7 protein-coding genes and 1 pseudogene are annotated in these 14,537 nt (G+C 56.7%); 1 reads left to right on the top strand and 7 read right to left on the bottom strand.

From position 1 onward, the window contains the following. Positions 1 to 54: 54 nt before the first annotated feature. The 6 genes from QSK43_RS16405 to QSK43_RS16380 all read right to left on the bottom strand — a co-directional run bounded on the left by QSK43_RS16405 (position 55) and on the right by QSK43_RS16380 (position 12,869). A complete protein-coding gene (locus tag QSK43_RS16405; protein ID WP_332304329.1) occupies positions 55 to 3,084 on the bottom strand; it encodes a type III restriction-modification system endonuclease in 3,030 nt (1,009 codons plus the stop codon). An 11-nt stretch (positions 3,085 to 3,095) separates the two neighbouring features. After that, positions 3,096 to 5,084 (bottom strand): site-specific DNA-methyltransferase, encoded by a 1,989-nt coding sequence (locus tag QSK43_RS16400; protein ID WP_332304328.1) that lies wholly within the window; start codon positions 5,082 to 5,084, stop codon positions 3,096 to 3,098. A gap of 35 nt (positions 5,085 to 5,119) precedes the next feature. After that, a complete protein-coding gene (locus QSK43_RS16395) occupies positions 5,120 to 7,057 on the bottom strand; it encodes a GmrSD restriction endonuclease domain-containing protein (RefSeq protein WP_332304327.1) in 1,938 nt (645 codons plus the stop codon). Continuing rightward, on the bottom strand, positions 7,054 to 7,839 hold the full coding sequence (locus tag QSK43_RS16390; protein WP_332304326.1) for a DUF4391 domain-containing protein: 786 nt from the start codon (positions 7,837 to 7,839) through the stop codon (positions 7,054 to 7,056). Before QSK43_RS16390 ends, QSK43_RS16395 begins: the two co-directional genes overlap by 4 nt. Next, positions 7,836 to 11,045, bottom strand: a complete 3,210-nt coding sequence (locus QSK43_RS16385) for a helicase-related protein (RefSeq protein ID WP_332304325.1) — start codon at positions 11,043 to 11,045, stop codon at positions 7,836 to 7,838. Before QSK43_RS16385 ends, QSK43_RS16390 begins: the two co-directional genes overlap by 4 nt. A 780-nt stretch (positions 11,046 to 11,825) precedes the next feature. Then, positions 11,826 to 12,869, bottom strand: a complete 1,044-nt coding sequence (locus tag QSK43_RS16380) for an SDR family oxidoreductase (protein ID WP_332304324.1) — start codon at positions 12,867 to 12,869, stop codon at positions 11,826 to 11,828. Between the two features lie 72 nt (positions 12,870 to 12,941). Here QSK43_RS16380 and QSK43_RS16375 point away from each other — a divergent pair, with 72 nt between their 5' ends. Beyond that, positions 12,942 to 13,409, top strand: coding sequence for a MerR family transcriptional regulator (locus tag QSK43_RS16375; RefSeq protein ID WP_332304323.1), 468 nt, complete (start codon positions 12,942 to 12,944; stop codon positions 13,407 to 13,409). Positions 13,410 to 13,921: 512 nt separating this feature from the next. On the opposite strand, the pseudogene QSK43_RS16370 reads toward QSK43_RS16375, so the two are convergent. After that, positions 13,922 to 14,537, bottom strand: a pseudogene (locus tag QSK43_RS16370) (Ti-type conjugative transfer relaxase TraA); the annotation flags it as partial.

Raw genomic sequence — 14,537 nt, 5'->3', positions numbered from 1 at the left:
GCACGCTGAGGGTACCGGGAGCCGCAGTTCTTCATCCCAATCAAGCCACGCCGCTCAGACGTGATCGAACACATCCTCAAGCTTCGTCGCCTGGACGTATTTGGCCGGATTGTTGTCCCGCACCAAAGCTTGGAAATGCGCCTCGCCACAGGCGATCTTCGCCGCCTCCTGATCGCGTAGATCGTCGGTGAAGAGACTGGCCTTCGTTTCAACAACGAAATACAGCCGCTCCCGCCCATCGACCTCAAGCAGCACTGCCCAATCGGGGTTGTAGGTGCCAAGCGGTGTCGGAATATTGAACCAGCCTGGAAGCTTGGCATAGACCTTCACGGCGTCGTTCTTTTCCATCTGCTCGGCGAAAGTCCGTTCCACGCCCGCCGAGTCATGAATGACATGCTCGTACACCGACTTTTTGGTGTTGGTCAGCATGTTCTTCAGATAGCCGGTCAGCTCTTCTCGCTCGAACAGTTCCTGGGCGTAGAAGTCCTGGTCACCGATCCGCTGGTACTTGATGCCATCCACAAGCGCCAAGCGCTTCGTGCGATTGATGATGTCCGCCGCCAATTCGATGAAAGCCTGCGGGTTCCTCTTGAAGTCCGATAGCCGCCCGCTTTCGATCAGGATCGTTACGAGACTGCGCCGCGTTAGCTGTGTCCGATCCTGAAGATCGGTCAACAGGTCGGGAAGGACGATGTCGCCCTCTTCAATGGCGATCGGACCAGAGGTCGACGTCTCCCTGGCGAGCACCCCGCCTTGGCCGATCGCGAGATCGGCCTTCCGGACGGTCACACGAGCCTTCGCGATCGGTGGCCCACTGGCGATATTGCGCGCGCAGTCGGCAATAAGTTTCTCATTGTCGAATTGAACCCGATAGGTCGTCGTATGCTTGATCCGGTCCCACAGCGCCCGAAACTCCTCGCTGTGAAAGACCTCCTTGCGGATTGCCACTGACTTGCGCTCGTCGGCGTTCTTGACTTCAAGGCGGCCTGCGACCTTTCGCAGAATCCCCGTGACGGCCGAAAGGTAGGGTTCAAGACCAGCCGGCAGTGCGAAGGTTCCGGTCTTGATGGCTGTCCTCAGGCTATCCTGAACTTTGCCTTGGCGGTCGATAAGGTCCAAGGCACGCAGGTGGCGATGGATGTCAGAGGAACGTTCATACCCCAACACTTCCGGCACACCCGCGTCGTATGTTACGCCTTCCTCTTCCATCCCCGGTCCCTGCAAGGGGTTGTCGGTGACCATCGGAATATTCGCGAATACATGCTCCTCGACGATCCCGAAGCGGATACCTGTATCGGCCTCGATCTCCTTCTGAAGATTTTCGGCAAAGGACTCGTAGCTCTCGGTGGCGACCACCGTCAGAGTGTTCACCTCAAAACCCCGCAGTCGCTCGCCCTGCTGGTTGACGCAGAGCCGCAGACCGCGTCCGATCGTCTGCCGGCGCTCCCGCTCGGTGCCCATTTCGCGCAGCGCGCAAATCTGGAAGACATTGGGGTTGTCCCAGCCTTCCTTGAGCGCCGAGTGCGAAAAGATGAACTTGAGCTTGGTGTCGAAGCTGAGCAGCTTCTCCTTTTCCTTCATGATCAAGTTATAGGCGCGCTCCGCGCTATCCCGATTAGCCTGGTTGTTTTCAGCCGTATCCGTCCAGCGCTTATTTTTGTCGATGGAGAAGTAGCCGTCATGCACTTCCTGCGCGTCAGAGATGACATCGACCTCCTTGAAGAGGCTCACGAACTCGGGAAGCTTGGCTGCCCGGCGATATTCCTCTTCGAAGATCGTCGCATATTTGCCCTTCACCGCGTTTCCGTCGGCATCGTAGGAACGGTAGTGCTCGACCGTGTCGATGAAGAAAAGGCTGAGAACCTTTATCCCGAGAGGCGCAAGGCGCTTTTCCTTCTCCAGATGCTCCTGAATGGTGCGACGGATCATCAACCGTTTGATCGCGTCGGCATCGACGTCACCGATGGCTTGCCCCGGTTCAAGGAAGGCCTCGGACCCTGCCGTTCTGACCTCGAGAAAGGACGAGCTGCCCGCGAGGCGTATTTCTCCGATACGGCAATCCTTGTAGATGGCGCGGCCGGTTTCCTCTTCCAGATTGTCGCCGTCATGAACCGTGATTTCTTCGCGTTGAACGCGACCGCTCCTTTGAACGTCGACTTCAACTCGAGCGGATATCGTTCCCTTCACATTACGCGCGGACAAGAACCGCAGATAGGCTTTGTTATGGCCCCCCTCGACCTCAAGCGAAGCGACCTCGATCTGCTTGACCAGCTTACGGTCATAGGCGTCGACGGCATCCAGCCGATAGACCATGTGATGCTTGTTCACATGCGTAGCAGAGTAGCGCAGTGTGCAGAGCGGGTTCATGGCGTCGAGAGCCTGCTTGCCACGGCCTTGGAGGCCACCGTCAACGCTCTGGGGCTCATCCACGATAATGATAGGGCGCGTGGCCCGGATCAGGTCGATCGGCGCTTCGCCGCCAGTCTTCTCGCTGTCCTTGTAGAGGTTGTTCACCTCCTGCTTGTTGATCGCCCCAACCGTGACCACCATGATCTGAATGGTCGGACTGGTCGCGAAATTGCGCACCTGGCCAAGCTTGGACGAGTCGTAGAGGAAATAGTCGTAAGGCTGGCCCGAATAGAGTGCCTTAAAATGATCCTCGGTGATTTGGAGGGTCTTGTTGACACCTTCCTTGATGGCGACCGACGGCACGACGATCACGAATTTGGTAAAGCCGAATCGTTTGTTCAGTTCGAAGACCGAGCGGAGATAGACATAGGTCTTGCCCGTGCCGGTTTCCATTTCCACCGTGAAATCGCCTGAGGTCAACGAGCCCGATGGTGGCAGGCCGTTTCGCAACTGGATGTCCTTGAGGTTGGACATGATTTCTTCGTCTAGCAGAGTCAGCCGATTGCCGATGCCGAGTGCATTTTCCACCAGGCCCAACTCACCCTGCACGCCGCCAGATGAGCGTCGCGTCACGGTGAACTCGGTGCGGTTTGTTTCCTGCCCACGAAACAGCTGGCACACCGCCTCAATCGCGGCCTTCTGATAGTCGAGGTCGGATTCAAAATGAAGCTTCATCCCGCGCTCCCTTAAAGACTGCGAACGTCGAGAATGCCGTTCTGGTTGAGGATCGCCGCCATGTTGGTTTTGGCAACGTCGTCAGCAAAGCCGGAGTCCTTGAAGACGACCCGTGTTTCAATGGCCGGGGCAAGGTCTTTCCACCATGCGACAATGCCCGCCGAAAGGCTTTCAACGCCATCCTTCGTCAATCCGTCTGCAAGGCAAACCATCAGTGCGCCACCGCCGATGGTGTGAACAGACTTGCCAGCAATCTGCCGCGTCTCGATGGGAACGCAGAGATCGAGACCGAGCTTGAGGAGGAGTTCATACAAGATATCCTGCTCGGTACGGCCCGGAACGATGTGTTCGGCATTGGCAAGCAGAGTCCCTTCTAGATCGGATGGTACAGGGTGCCAGGTACGGATGTTGGACTGTGCTAGCTTATAGACGCGGAAGCCTAGATCGCCGCCGAGCATCTGCTCATCCTGCTTAATGCGCGTGCTCACTCGCCGCAGTCGTTCCTTCGTCAATTCCGCTATATTTCTCGGTTTCCCAAATTTGTCGCAAAAACTAGCCGCACCTTTTTGTTGTTTATCCTCGACGTCAAGTTCCTCTGGAAGCTGAACCAGAACGAACTTTCGTTTCACACCATCGCGATTGAGTTCCCATATGGCGCGGCCACTCGATGCCGATCCCGCGAAAAAATCAATGACTGTATCCCCGTCCGACTTTAGCAAATATGGGAAGAAAGAATTGAGGAGCCGAACCGGCTTTGGATTAGTGAAAACTTTGACCTCGTCCGGAAAGTCTTCTTTGAGATCATATGCTCCAAGGCGGCCGTCGAGCTCCAGAAGACTGGAGAGCTTTTCTTGGAATTCAGACGCATAGACTTTTAATTCGATAATCTTCGTTTCATCCTCTCCGAACAAGATGCGACCCTGCCTGAGAAGCTCTTCCATTGTTTCCTTCGGAAATCGATACCCCATCAATGGTTGTTTGCAGGGCTTCTTAGTCGCTGGGTGCAAAACGTCGTACCGATAACCCTCTTTGCCGGGGTTGTGAACGCTCTGGCTCCCGGTATAAACGCCGCCCTCATCGATGTATTTGTAACGGTCAAGCGGCCACAATCCTGCTTTGTGTTCCCTAAACCATTTGTCGTACGCCGCGCTGAGCTGCTCTCCCTTCAACCTGCCTGTCAGCTCATCACCGATCTTAACAAGTACTTTTTTTACGTCTGATGCGGCAGATTTCCATTCTTTTTCAATGTCTTCCTTCGATCTTGCTACAAACAGCAGATATTCATGCTCGGTTGCAACGTTGGTCGGGTTGTTATCGGTGGCATTTTTCCAGACCACGACGCCAACCGTGTTCTCTTCGCCGAAAATCTCGTTGCAGAGTGCGCGTAGATTACCGAGTTCGCGGTCATCTATTGAGATGACAATGACACCATTGCGAGCCAACAGAGTGCGTGCCAGCTTGAGCCGCGGATACATCATCGAAAGCCAGTCGGTGTGAAAACGTCCTGAACTTTCCGTATTAGACGTCGCCTTCCGTCCCTCGCGGTCCGTCTGTCCTGTCAGGCTCAGGTAATTCTTTATGCTGTCTTGGAAGTTGTCGGGGTAGATGAAATCTTTGCCCGTGTTGTATGGTGGATCGATATAAATGAGCTTTATTTTACCGGCATAGCTTTTCTGCAGAAGCTTCAGGACCTCGAGGTTGTCGCCCTCGATCATCAAGTTCTGCGTAGTAGTCCAGTCCTCGCTTTCGTCAGGACAGGGCAACAAGGTGCCAGTGGAGGGAGTTAATGCGATCTGCCGGGCCTGGCGCTTGCCATGCCAGTTCAGTCCGTACTTTTCTTCCCGATCATCAACCGCACCACCAAGCAGTTGCTTCAGAACATCGAAATCGACTTTCCCCTCGCGGAAAGCATCTGGAAAGAGGGCCTGCACGGCGCTGAGATTGTCGGAGACAATATCGGCACTCTTAGTTTCGGGAGCGTTCAGTTCAAGCTTCTTCATCGCAAATCCATTTTATTCGGCGTCAAAAAGCTGCCTTACGCCGCCTGTTGTCCGAGCATTTTCTTATTAACGTAGTTCTTGAAAGCCGCGGCGCTGGTGAAGCAGCGGAAGCCTGCCGCACTCGCAAGAGCAATTGTCTCGTCGTTTTCGTTCAGTAACACGGCTACCGGTTCTGACAACTCCTCCTGGAGTCCGTTCGGCCAGACGAGGTCGAAAACGGCGATCTGATCGCCTGTCTCCGGATTGGAATGGTCATAAGCGATGACGCCATCGGTAAAGCCTTGCTCGACCGCCCAATCATTGATCGCCTGCAGCTCTGCCTCTTCATCAGCGCTGGAGATTCCGCCAGCGGCTGCCGTGGTGGAAATCGTTGATACCCGCGCAGGTTCGGAAATCCATCTGTCATCACCATGCAGCAGGGAGGCGAACCGCTTGTTCGCTTCGTCCGCCAGCAGTTCTTTACGGGCTTCCAGAAAGTCGGCATAGCGGTCGATTTTCCACAAAGACTCGTCCATGGGAATCCATTGCGACGCGAGCGCTCCCGGGTGCTTGGACTCGATCTGTGGGAAATAAACCTCAGGCAGCGTGTCGCGGATGCTGAGATTGGTATCCTTTGTCAGGAAGCAGAAATTGGCGAGGGCATTCACTAACGGGCGTGGGACATCTCTTTTGTAGAGCTGCGCCTTTGGAAAAATATGGTGAACTTCAAGCGCGTTCATTTTACCGAGCAGCCCAGACTTCAATTCAATGCCAGTTCCCCAGTCCTTGGAGCCTCCCATCCGTGTTAGCATATAAAGTATAGGGTAAAAACGGGCTCCCACGCTCCATCCGGTGAAGTGGCCTTTCTCGACTCGTAATCCACCATGCCACAGCCGCAATTGCTCCAGGAGTTTATCGAGGCCACCGTCCGGGCCTTCCAGCACCTCCAGGTCCTTGTCCAGGAAGGATTCCGTCGAGCCCGAGTAACGGCCCCACATGCCAGCTTGCGCGAACCAGAACAGAAGCTTGTCGCGCTCGACCTCATCGAGCGCTCCACCCTTTTGGTCTAGGTAGCGTACAATCACTGGAACAGCGAAGCGGCCAAAGAAAACCCGTGAGTGGTCCAGACCAAGCCTGCCGGAAATCAGATTAAGGCAGGCGTCAATGCGCTGGGTCGCGCGCTTGAGGCCGTCCTGAATATCGGTGGCGGACTGATTATGCAGATAGAGGAATTTGGCCTCACCGGTCAGCACGGTGTTTATCGAGCGAAGGAGCCAATCGAGGTTGAAGTCGTATCCCGCTTTGTTCCAGGCCTTCAGCTTGCCCTTCATCTCTGTGCGGGCCTCCGGCCACTCCGCGCAGATTTTGGCTAGCGCCAAATCGCCCTTTGAGAGCTTGGTGCCGCCACTGTTCACCTTGTTGAAGATGTCAACGACCACGTCAAGAGTCTTGTCCGCCCCGGTGACCTCCTCTTCGTGAAGATTGATTTCCAGGATGCCAAGGAGTCGGCTCAGACGGCCATAATACTCCCCAGGCGGTGTCGGCCCGAGCGCGGTCATGATCTTTCCAACTCCGTCATGGCCAGACTTCATGAGCCCCGACACATCGATCCAGAGCGGGTCTCCCGACATTTTCAACGGCTGGAAGAACTCGAACGTCTCCGAGGCGAGGTTGAAATACAGGCCCGTAAAGGCCTTAGCATTGCCGTCGAAGAACGCAGGTGGCTTGCCGCGGACAACACCGTAGAGGGAGGTAACCCGCTGCTGACCATCCAGCAATAGCTTCACGATCCCAGACGCGAGCTGGCCATTACCACGATGATTTGCTGTCACGGATTCCGTTGCCCAGACCAGCAGCCCTCCGACGGGATGACGTCGGTAGAGCGAAGTGAACAAGCCACGCACCTGTTCGGTGTTCCAGACATACCCTCGCTGGAATTCCGGCAGGGCCATGTGCCCACTGTCGATATGGTCCAGAATGGTCGAAATCTTCATGGTTGTTCACCCCCCATTACCTTTTTTGCGTGTTCCATAGCGCGTTCGATAGACTTTATTTTCTGGTTCAGGTCCACACGCTGGCTGATCTGTTTTGCCTTTGCAGCATGAGACCGCAACAGCAAATTTTCTTTGTTCAGTCTTTCATACTCCTCAATGGCCGCGCGGCGGCGCGTGATCTGGCGATCGTCCGTCGAGACCACGAAGGAGCCGCTGAGGTTGGCCGCATTCATCGCCTCAACCCTTGCCATCCATCCGTCATACAATGCGAACAAGTCGCGGTGCGATTGCTTCGAAAGCTCGAGGCTATCAAGGAAGGCCTTTTCGTTCGGCGGCGGCATCGTTGGATCGAATAGGCATGTGATGGCATTTCTGTCGGTAACGACTTTGGCGGCTTCGTTCTGAGCGCGCCGCTTATGGGCCAAAGACACGCCGATTCCTCGATCATCAGCTGTGATCAAGATGACGGGATAGGGTATCGCGCGATGAATGAGTTCGATGAGCCGGTTACTTTTTACGTCAGCTCGAAACGTGCAGCCAATGACGGCTATCTCAACATACTCGCGCACATCGTCCATAAAGGTCGGCACGCCGACAGATGCTGGTTTGCAGGCCGCGAACCACACCAGTTCATCGATACCGTCTTGAATAGCGCGTTTGTCCGACGACGTGTGTGCGCCCTGTTCAATTAGCATTTTCTTCGGGACACGAATGTCAACGCGCGCATTCGCGGGTAACCCGAGAGCGTCAACGACAGCACTGATGCACGTTGCTGCGTTCATTCCGCGCTTGTTTCCGGAAGGATAACGAGGAATGCGACGACCTCGAAATCGTTGATGCCAGCAAACTCCCCTTTGAGCGCATGCGTACCACCTGGAGAGAACAGGCTTGCGACCGCACGCTCCTCGCTCTTTCCCGCGATTGACGCTATGGCCCGAGCCAGGAGCTTTTGATAGGGCTCCATATCACGCCCGAAGCGGGTGGACTTATCGAACCGGCCACAGGCTTGGGCGTCAGGTAGATCGCGTCCGATGGAAACCCTCTTGAGGCGGTCGAGGACCTGCTTCGCTCGGGTGTAGGGCAGTAGCGCCTCTCCCTCGTCGCTAACATGGACAACGAAGTGCGGCTTCAGCGGATAGCCCGGTTCCGCCAATCGTTCCGCAGCTTCGCCGACAGCGCGCAGGCAGAAAACAACCCCTGCCGAGATGACGTTCTCGGCACTGACGAACTCGTCTTCAGGCGGTGAAACCACGGCATAAGTACCAAGCGGCAATGCCTCAAGCTGCTCACGGTGATCGCGCAGATAACCTGCAAGGTCGATCCGAAAATCATTGAGCGTTAGGTCGGCAATGGACACGCCGCTGGATAGGTCTTCGAGATCGATCACGGAGTCCTGCATCTTCTGTAGCTGAGCGCGGCGGTATTCGAGGTCATTCATTTGGTTGCCGGCTTGGAATTCGATGACGTTTTCCTCACCGGTTGCAGAAACATCCAGCAGGACCATGCGTCCACTCACTCTCGATTCCAGGTCGAGGTATTCGTCCAGTTCAATGTTTGGCCAGAAATTGACCAGCTGAATACGTGCATTCGTTGAGCCGATACGGTCAACGCGACCGAAGCGCTGAATGATGCGGACGGGGTTCCAGTGAATGTCATAATTTACCAGGAAATCACAATCCTGAAGGTTCTGGCCTTCTGAAATGCAGTCCGTGCCGATCAGAAGATCAATTTCCCCCTCACCAGCCATTTCTGGAGGCCGTTCCTTAGACCGGGGCGAGAAGGCGCTGAGGATGGAGCTCATGTCCGAGCGAAGGCTCTGAAGCGTGGTCTTGTTTGCGCCAGTACCGGTTATCACGGCCGCATGAATTCCAAGTGTCGCGCGCCCCCATTCCGCGAGCTCGCGGTAGAGGTAGTCAGCAGTGTCCGCGAAGGCAGTGAACAGCAGTATTTTCCGGTTTTCGCCGTTTATCGGTGCCTGCACTTTCTGGGCGATCAGGTCCTTCAGCGCCGATAGCTTGGCGTCGCGATCTGCTGATACGGAGCGTGCCGCCGACAGAAGTGTCGCGAGGCGGTTCCTGTCTTCGATCAGGTCCTGCTGCCAACGAACCCGATCGACGTCCTGCAAAAGAACTTTGACCTTGCGACCGACCAGGAGCGTCTCAAACGCTGGATCATCGATGTCTACATCGTCGATAGCAAGCTCATGGATGGATTCATCATGGGCCTCGATTTTCGCAAGCAACGCATTCACATCATCGAGCTGACGCTTGATGGTGAGAGCAAAAGAGGCCACCGAGCTTTCCATCCGCTTGAGCAGATTGACGCGCATCAGGTGGATAAGGCTTTCCTCGCGGTCGGCCTGACGAAAATAGCTCTCGCCTCCACGAATCTTGGTACTGTATTTCGCGTCGTAGGCCTCTTGCTTGTCCAGCACAACGTAACGAAGCGGTGCATAGGCCCCGAGCGTAAGCCGTCTGATCTCGTTGTTGATTTCGCGGATCGGACGGAATTCGCCAGCCAGATCGACATCTGCTTTCACGTTGATCGGCTGCAGCCGATCGGGGAAGTTGCCTGTCTCAGCTGTGCCATAGTAGCGCTGCACGTGTTTCCTGGATCGGGCAATGGTGAGCATGTCCAGCAGTTTGAAGTAGTCAAAGCCTAGCATGTCCATCAGCCGCGACGCGCGGCGCTCGAGGTCGGGTAGATCAAGCCACTTATTAAACTGACCCTGCGCCTTACGGATGGTCGCCTCGATGCTCGGAATACCATGATCGATCAGGGCAATGTCGCTTCCTTCCGTCATGAAGGCGATCTGGTTTTTCAGGTCCGCTAGCCTGTTGTTTACGGGCGTGGCAGACAGCATCAGGACCTTGGTTTTAACACCCGCCTTGATTACCCGCTTCATCAAGTGATCGTAGCGGGTGTCGCGATCCTTGTGGGTCGCCTTGTTGCGGAAGTTATGGGACTCGTCGATCACCACCAGGTCGTAGTTGCCCCAGTTTACGTGCGAGAGATCGATATCGCCCGAGGTGCCACCATCCCGGGACAAGTCGGTGTGATTGAGGACGTCGTAGTTGAAGCGATCGCTCGCAAGGCTATTTCGGCGATCATTGGCCTTATAGAGCGTCCAGTTATCGCGTAGGCGCTTGGGACAAAGCACCAGGACGCGATCATTGCGTAGCTCGTAGTACTTGATGACCGCTAGCGCCTCGAAGGTCTTACCCAGGCCGACGCTGTCGGCTATGATGCATCCTCCGATGCGCTCAAGTTTGTCGATCGCCCCGACGACGCCGTCCCGTTGGAATTTGAAGAGCTTCTTCCAAACGGTAGTGTTCTTGATGCCAGTAGCGGACTTTACGATGCGGTCCTCATCGAGCTCATCCCCCAAATCCTTAAACATTTCGAACAGGAACTTGAAGTAGATAAGGGATGGCGCGCGTTGAGATGCTGCGTCGGCAAGAACGCATTCGAGGTCATCGGCACCGGGCGTGCCCGGAACCGTATCCCAGGCGTTTTGGAACCATGACGAGAAGGCCGTAGTTTCTTGGTCCGTTGACGTCGCTTGCACCAGCCCCAATCGGCTTCCCGGTGTTATCCCCAATCCCTCCGTTGTTAGGGAACATGCGCCGATCGCCGCCCTGCTCAAGTTCGCATTGCTGATGACGGCCATAGATTGAGGTAGCTTATCCGCATAGCGGACCTGAACTTGCCTTCCAAGCCAGTCAAGAGTCGATTTGGCATGCCATCTGCCCCGGAGTTTGTTTCGGTATCCGATATCAGAAGGGCCACCGAACAATAACGAGATTAGGGCGGCATGGTTCTCTAACAATAGTCGAACTGACTCTGCGCTTTTTAGAAGCTCGCGGACTTCAGCAAAGGCATGTAGCGACAAACTGGGAGACATAATGTCGAGTGACGAGCCTGCTTGCAGCCACTCTTCCAGCTTATCGAGTACTCGCTCGCGGCCAGTATTTTTGATTAAATCCATAGTCGTTCCCGGCTGGCTGGTGCCGCTGGCGGCGCACTTGCTCTCAGATATTTTCGCTCAACTCATTTCATTCATTATCCTCATGATTGTAAATCCGATTCTTCAACTTTTTGATGTTAAACCCCGGCTCTAAGCTTCCGGAGCGCATGGGGATACAGAAGGTAAGGGGTGGTCTTCTCAGAGAGCTAGAAGGTTAGACCTCTTCGACACGACGTCCTCGAGTTCGCTTCGCTGTCGCTAACCTGTCAAAATCCAAGCCGCGATACGGAGTTAGATCGAGGTCGGGGAGAGGCATATACGCGATCTGCCGAGCTTTCGTTTCCGTCAACGGTTTGAAACCGTACAGCTCGTGCTCATCGGCTCCTAGTTCGTGACCTGCCTGCAACTTGCGATCGTGGGCTTCTATACCTTCATCACCAGATGCCGATATCCGCCTGCTGAGGCCGAAGACGAGAGAGACGCGGTCGCAGCTGGAAGCGGACAGGATTGCCGTGTGAGCGACGCCTGCGCAGGCTTTGAGGGCGCGGCAGCGGTCTGTGGCTGCCCGCCATGCAGGTTTGCCATCCCTGACACGGCCGATCAGTCCGACTTTTGGCGCTGGCTGGCCCATGCTTTGACGCCCGAGGTGGCTACGAAACCTGGGCATCAATCAACGCAGCCGCGGTAAGGGTCACTTTCGGGATCGTCGCCAGGGCCTTCTGGCAGCCATCCCGGGGTCTTTCTCCACGTCCGCTTGTTGAGCGACACGCCCGCCTTAGAGAAGGGGACCGGATTACGCGCTCATTCCGGTATGAGTCCATTGGCACGGAACCACGCCACCTCGTCGCGCAGGGTTTGGGCGACCGGCCTGAAACGCAGGCCGAGTTCGCGTTCGCTCTTAGCCGGGTCGTAGCGTGACCGGTCGTTTTCGCCGGCAACAGTGCGCACCATGGCCCAGCTCAGCAGCACCGGGCGTCCCGTCAGTCGTGCGTAGACCTCATAACCGGCGGCAAGCAGGTGCATCGCCCAGAGCGGGATGCGGCGACGCGGTCCCGGCACGCCGGTTTCCTGCGCAATCTGTGGCAGGAGACTGGCCATCGTCATGTGACGTCCGGCCGCGAGATAGCGTTCGCCGCGCCGTCCCCTCTCGTTGGCAAGGATCATCGCCTGTGCAACGTCGCGCGCATCGACGACCGAGAAGGAGCCGGGCGGCACTCCTGGCAACCGCCGCAGCGCGACATCGATGACCGTCTGTCCCGCTGAGGTTGGTCCGATGTCACCCGGCCCATGCATCCAGCCGGGCAGCACCATCGTGGCCCAAAAGTCCGGACGGGCGTTGAGAAAACCGAGCACAACGCGCTCGGACAGGATCTTGCTGCGATAATAATCGTCGGCGTCGCGTGGGTCGCGCAGCATGCTCTCATCGATGACTTCGCCTCGCGCGCCGCGCAGTACGGCAATCGAGCTGGTGTGGACGAAGCGCCGCACACCCGTTTGGTAAGCCTGCTCAAGCAAATGACGCGTGCCTTCGACATTGGCCGCGTAGAGTGCGTCCCAGTGTCGACCGCCCTTGTAGGAATCGCGGAAATAGGCGGCGGTATGGAAGACGGTCTGGACGCCCGCGAGCGCCGGCGCGTAACCCGGCGGGTCGAGTATGTCGCCCGGCACGATCTCCACGTCGAGGCCAGCGAATTGCTGACGTGCCTTGTCCGGGGACCGCACCAGTGCCCGTACGCGCCAGCCGGCCACGATCAATGCGCGCACGAGGTTGTTACCGAGAAGTCCCGTCGCCCCCGTCACAAAAGCGAGGGGTGCGCCTTTCGGCGGTGTCGGATCGTCTGTCATCATTCAACTCCACAATTGAGGGAGCGTGCTCTATAAGGCTGGACCATGGTCCATGGTCAAGGGGTGACAACAATGCTGATTGGAGAATTTGCCGAGCGGGCCGGCCTCAGCCAGGACACTGTGCGCTTTTATGTCCGTAAGGGCCTGCTGGCGCCGTTGTCCGGCACAAAGGGTGGCCGCAACCCCTATCAGATTTTCAGCGAACGGGATGTCTCCACTGCACTGATGATCCGCTTCGCGCAGTCACTGGGCATGCCGCTCAAGGAGATAGCCGCGATCGCCAGCGAACTTCTCAGCGAAGGCCTGTCGGCTGAGCGGGAGATCGGGATCATTGATACGCAGGTGGCGAGACTGGAACAGAAGGCCGCAGACCTTGCGAGGCTGCTTGACTATCTGCATGCCAAGCGCAACTGGATGGCGCGCGGCAAGCCCGGTGACGAACCCCGGTTCTCCAGTGACGACCTTTGTCTGACAGGGATTGCGACGCCGGCTTCCAGCCGTGCGACTGTCACGGCAAGCGGGAAGGATCAAGGTGACTGAGGCATCCCGCCGCGGGTGATCAGCCTTCCGGATATTGTTTCATTCCCGGCAACGGTTTCCCGTGTGCATCCGGCCAGGTGAAGGCACAATGAAGTGGACCGAGCTCGCGTAATCCATACTGGCTGGCGACAGTGTTTTGTCGCACAAGAAGCCGAACACATGTCCGCACCAAACTTCGAAGCCATACAAAAAGATTCTTCTTGCGCGCCCGGAGGCGTCCACACATGTCCTCAAGCCTGTGCTTGGGCCTTTCTGCTTATGCCGACTGTCCGGTCGAAATGGGGGCAGTTCACATGACTAGTGAATGCGGATACCTGAAGTCGAAAATCTGCCTATGCGGCGCGAAGAGATGGTGCGCAGCTGATGAAGCAAGCTCACGACACTCTCTGCAGACTGCCCAGCGCCCGGTTTAATTACTAGGTCGCAGGTTCGTTCCCTCTCAAGAGCGTAGGACTTAGGAGCTAAGTCATCGCGGGAATTCGATCGGGCACAAAGTTATGAGTATTTGCCTGCTATCGGCTCAACCCAAGCCCCTGAGACCGGGCAAGCTGCTGTTTCAGCGCATGGTCATGGCTGAGCTCGGCATGGCGTGTACGATCCACCATGCGGGCGACTGTCTTGATCTGCCCGGCCTGCTTTGCGAGCTCCGGGCGTGCCTCCAGCTCGCTGGCGAACCTGCGAGGATCGGAACTACCAAACCGCCGCGTGAGTGCTTCGGCCAGCAGCTTTGCCTCCTCAAGCGCGGCCTGGCCCTCAGGTGACAATCGCAGCTTCGCAATAAACTGGCTCCGCTTCTCCAACGGCATCTTCTCCACCCTGGCAATGATCTCGGCGCTGCGCGGCGTGAGGGCAGGGACCTCCATCACATCACGTTGTTCGCGCTGCCATTGTTCGCTCTGACGTTCTTCTCCAAGCCGGCGCTCCCATGCCTCGGAGACATAGCCAATATGGGCAGACAGAGACCTGGCATATTGCAGCGCCTCTTTCCGCTCCCTGTTGTTCCCGAACAGACCCGACCTGCCGCGTAGCTCCCCGAACCGCTCGGGCTGCCCGGCCATGGCTTTTGCCATGATCCTCCCGTTGCCTTCCTTCTCGGTCATCGCGGTGCGCAGTCTCGCGGCGACCTCG

The sequence above is a fragment of the Rhizobium sp. GR12 genome (assembly GCF_036596185.1).
GTDB classification, from domain to species: domain Bacteria; phylum Pseudomonadota; class Alphaproteobacteria; order Rhizobiales; family Rhizobiaceae; genus Agrobacterium; species Agrobacterium nepotum.
The sequence above is the reverse complement of the archived record's forward strand: the minus strand, read 5'-3'. Positions and strand labels throughout refer to the sequence as shown.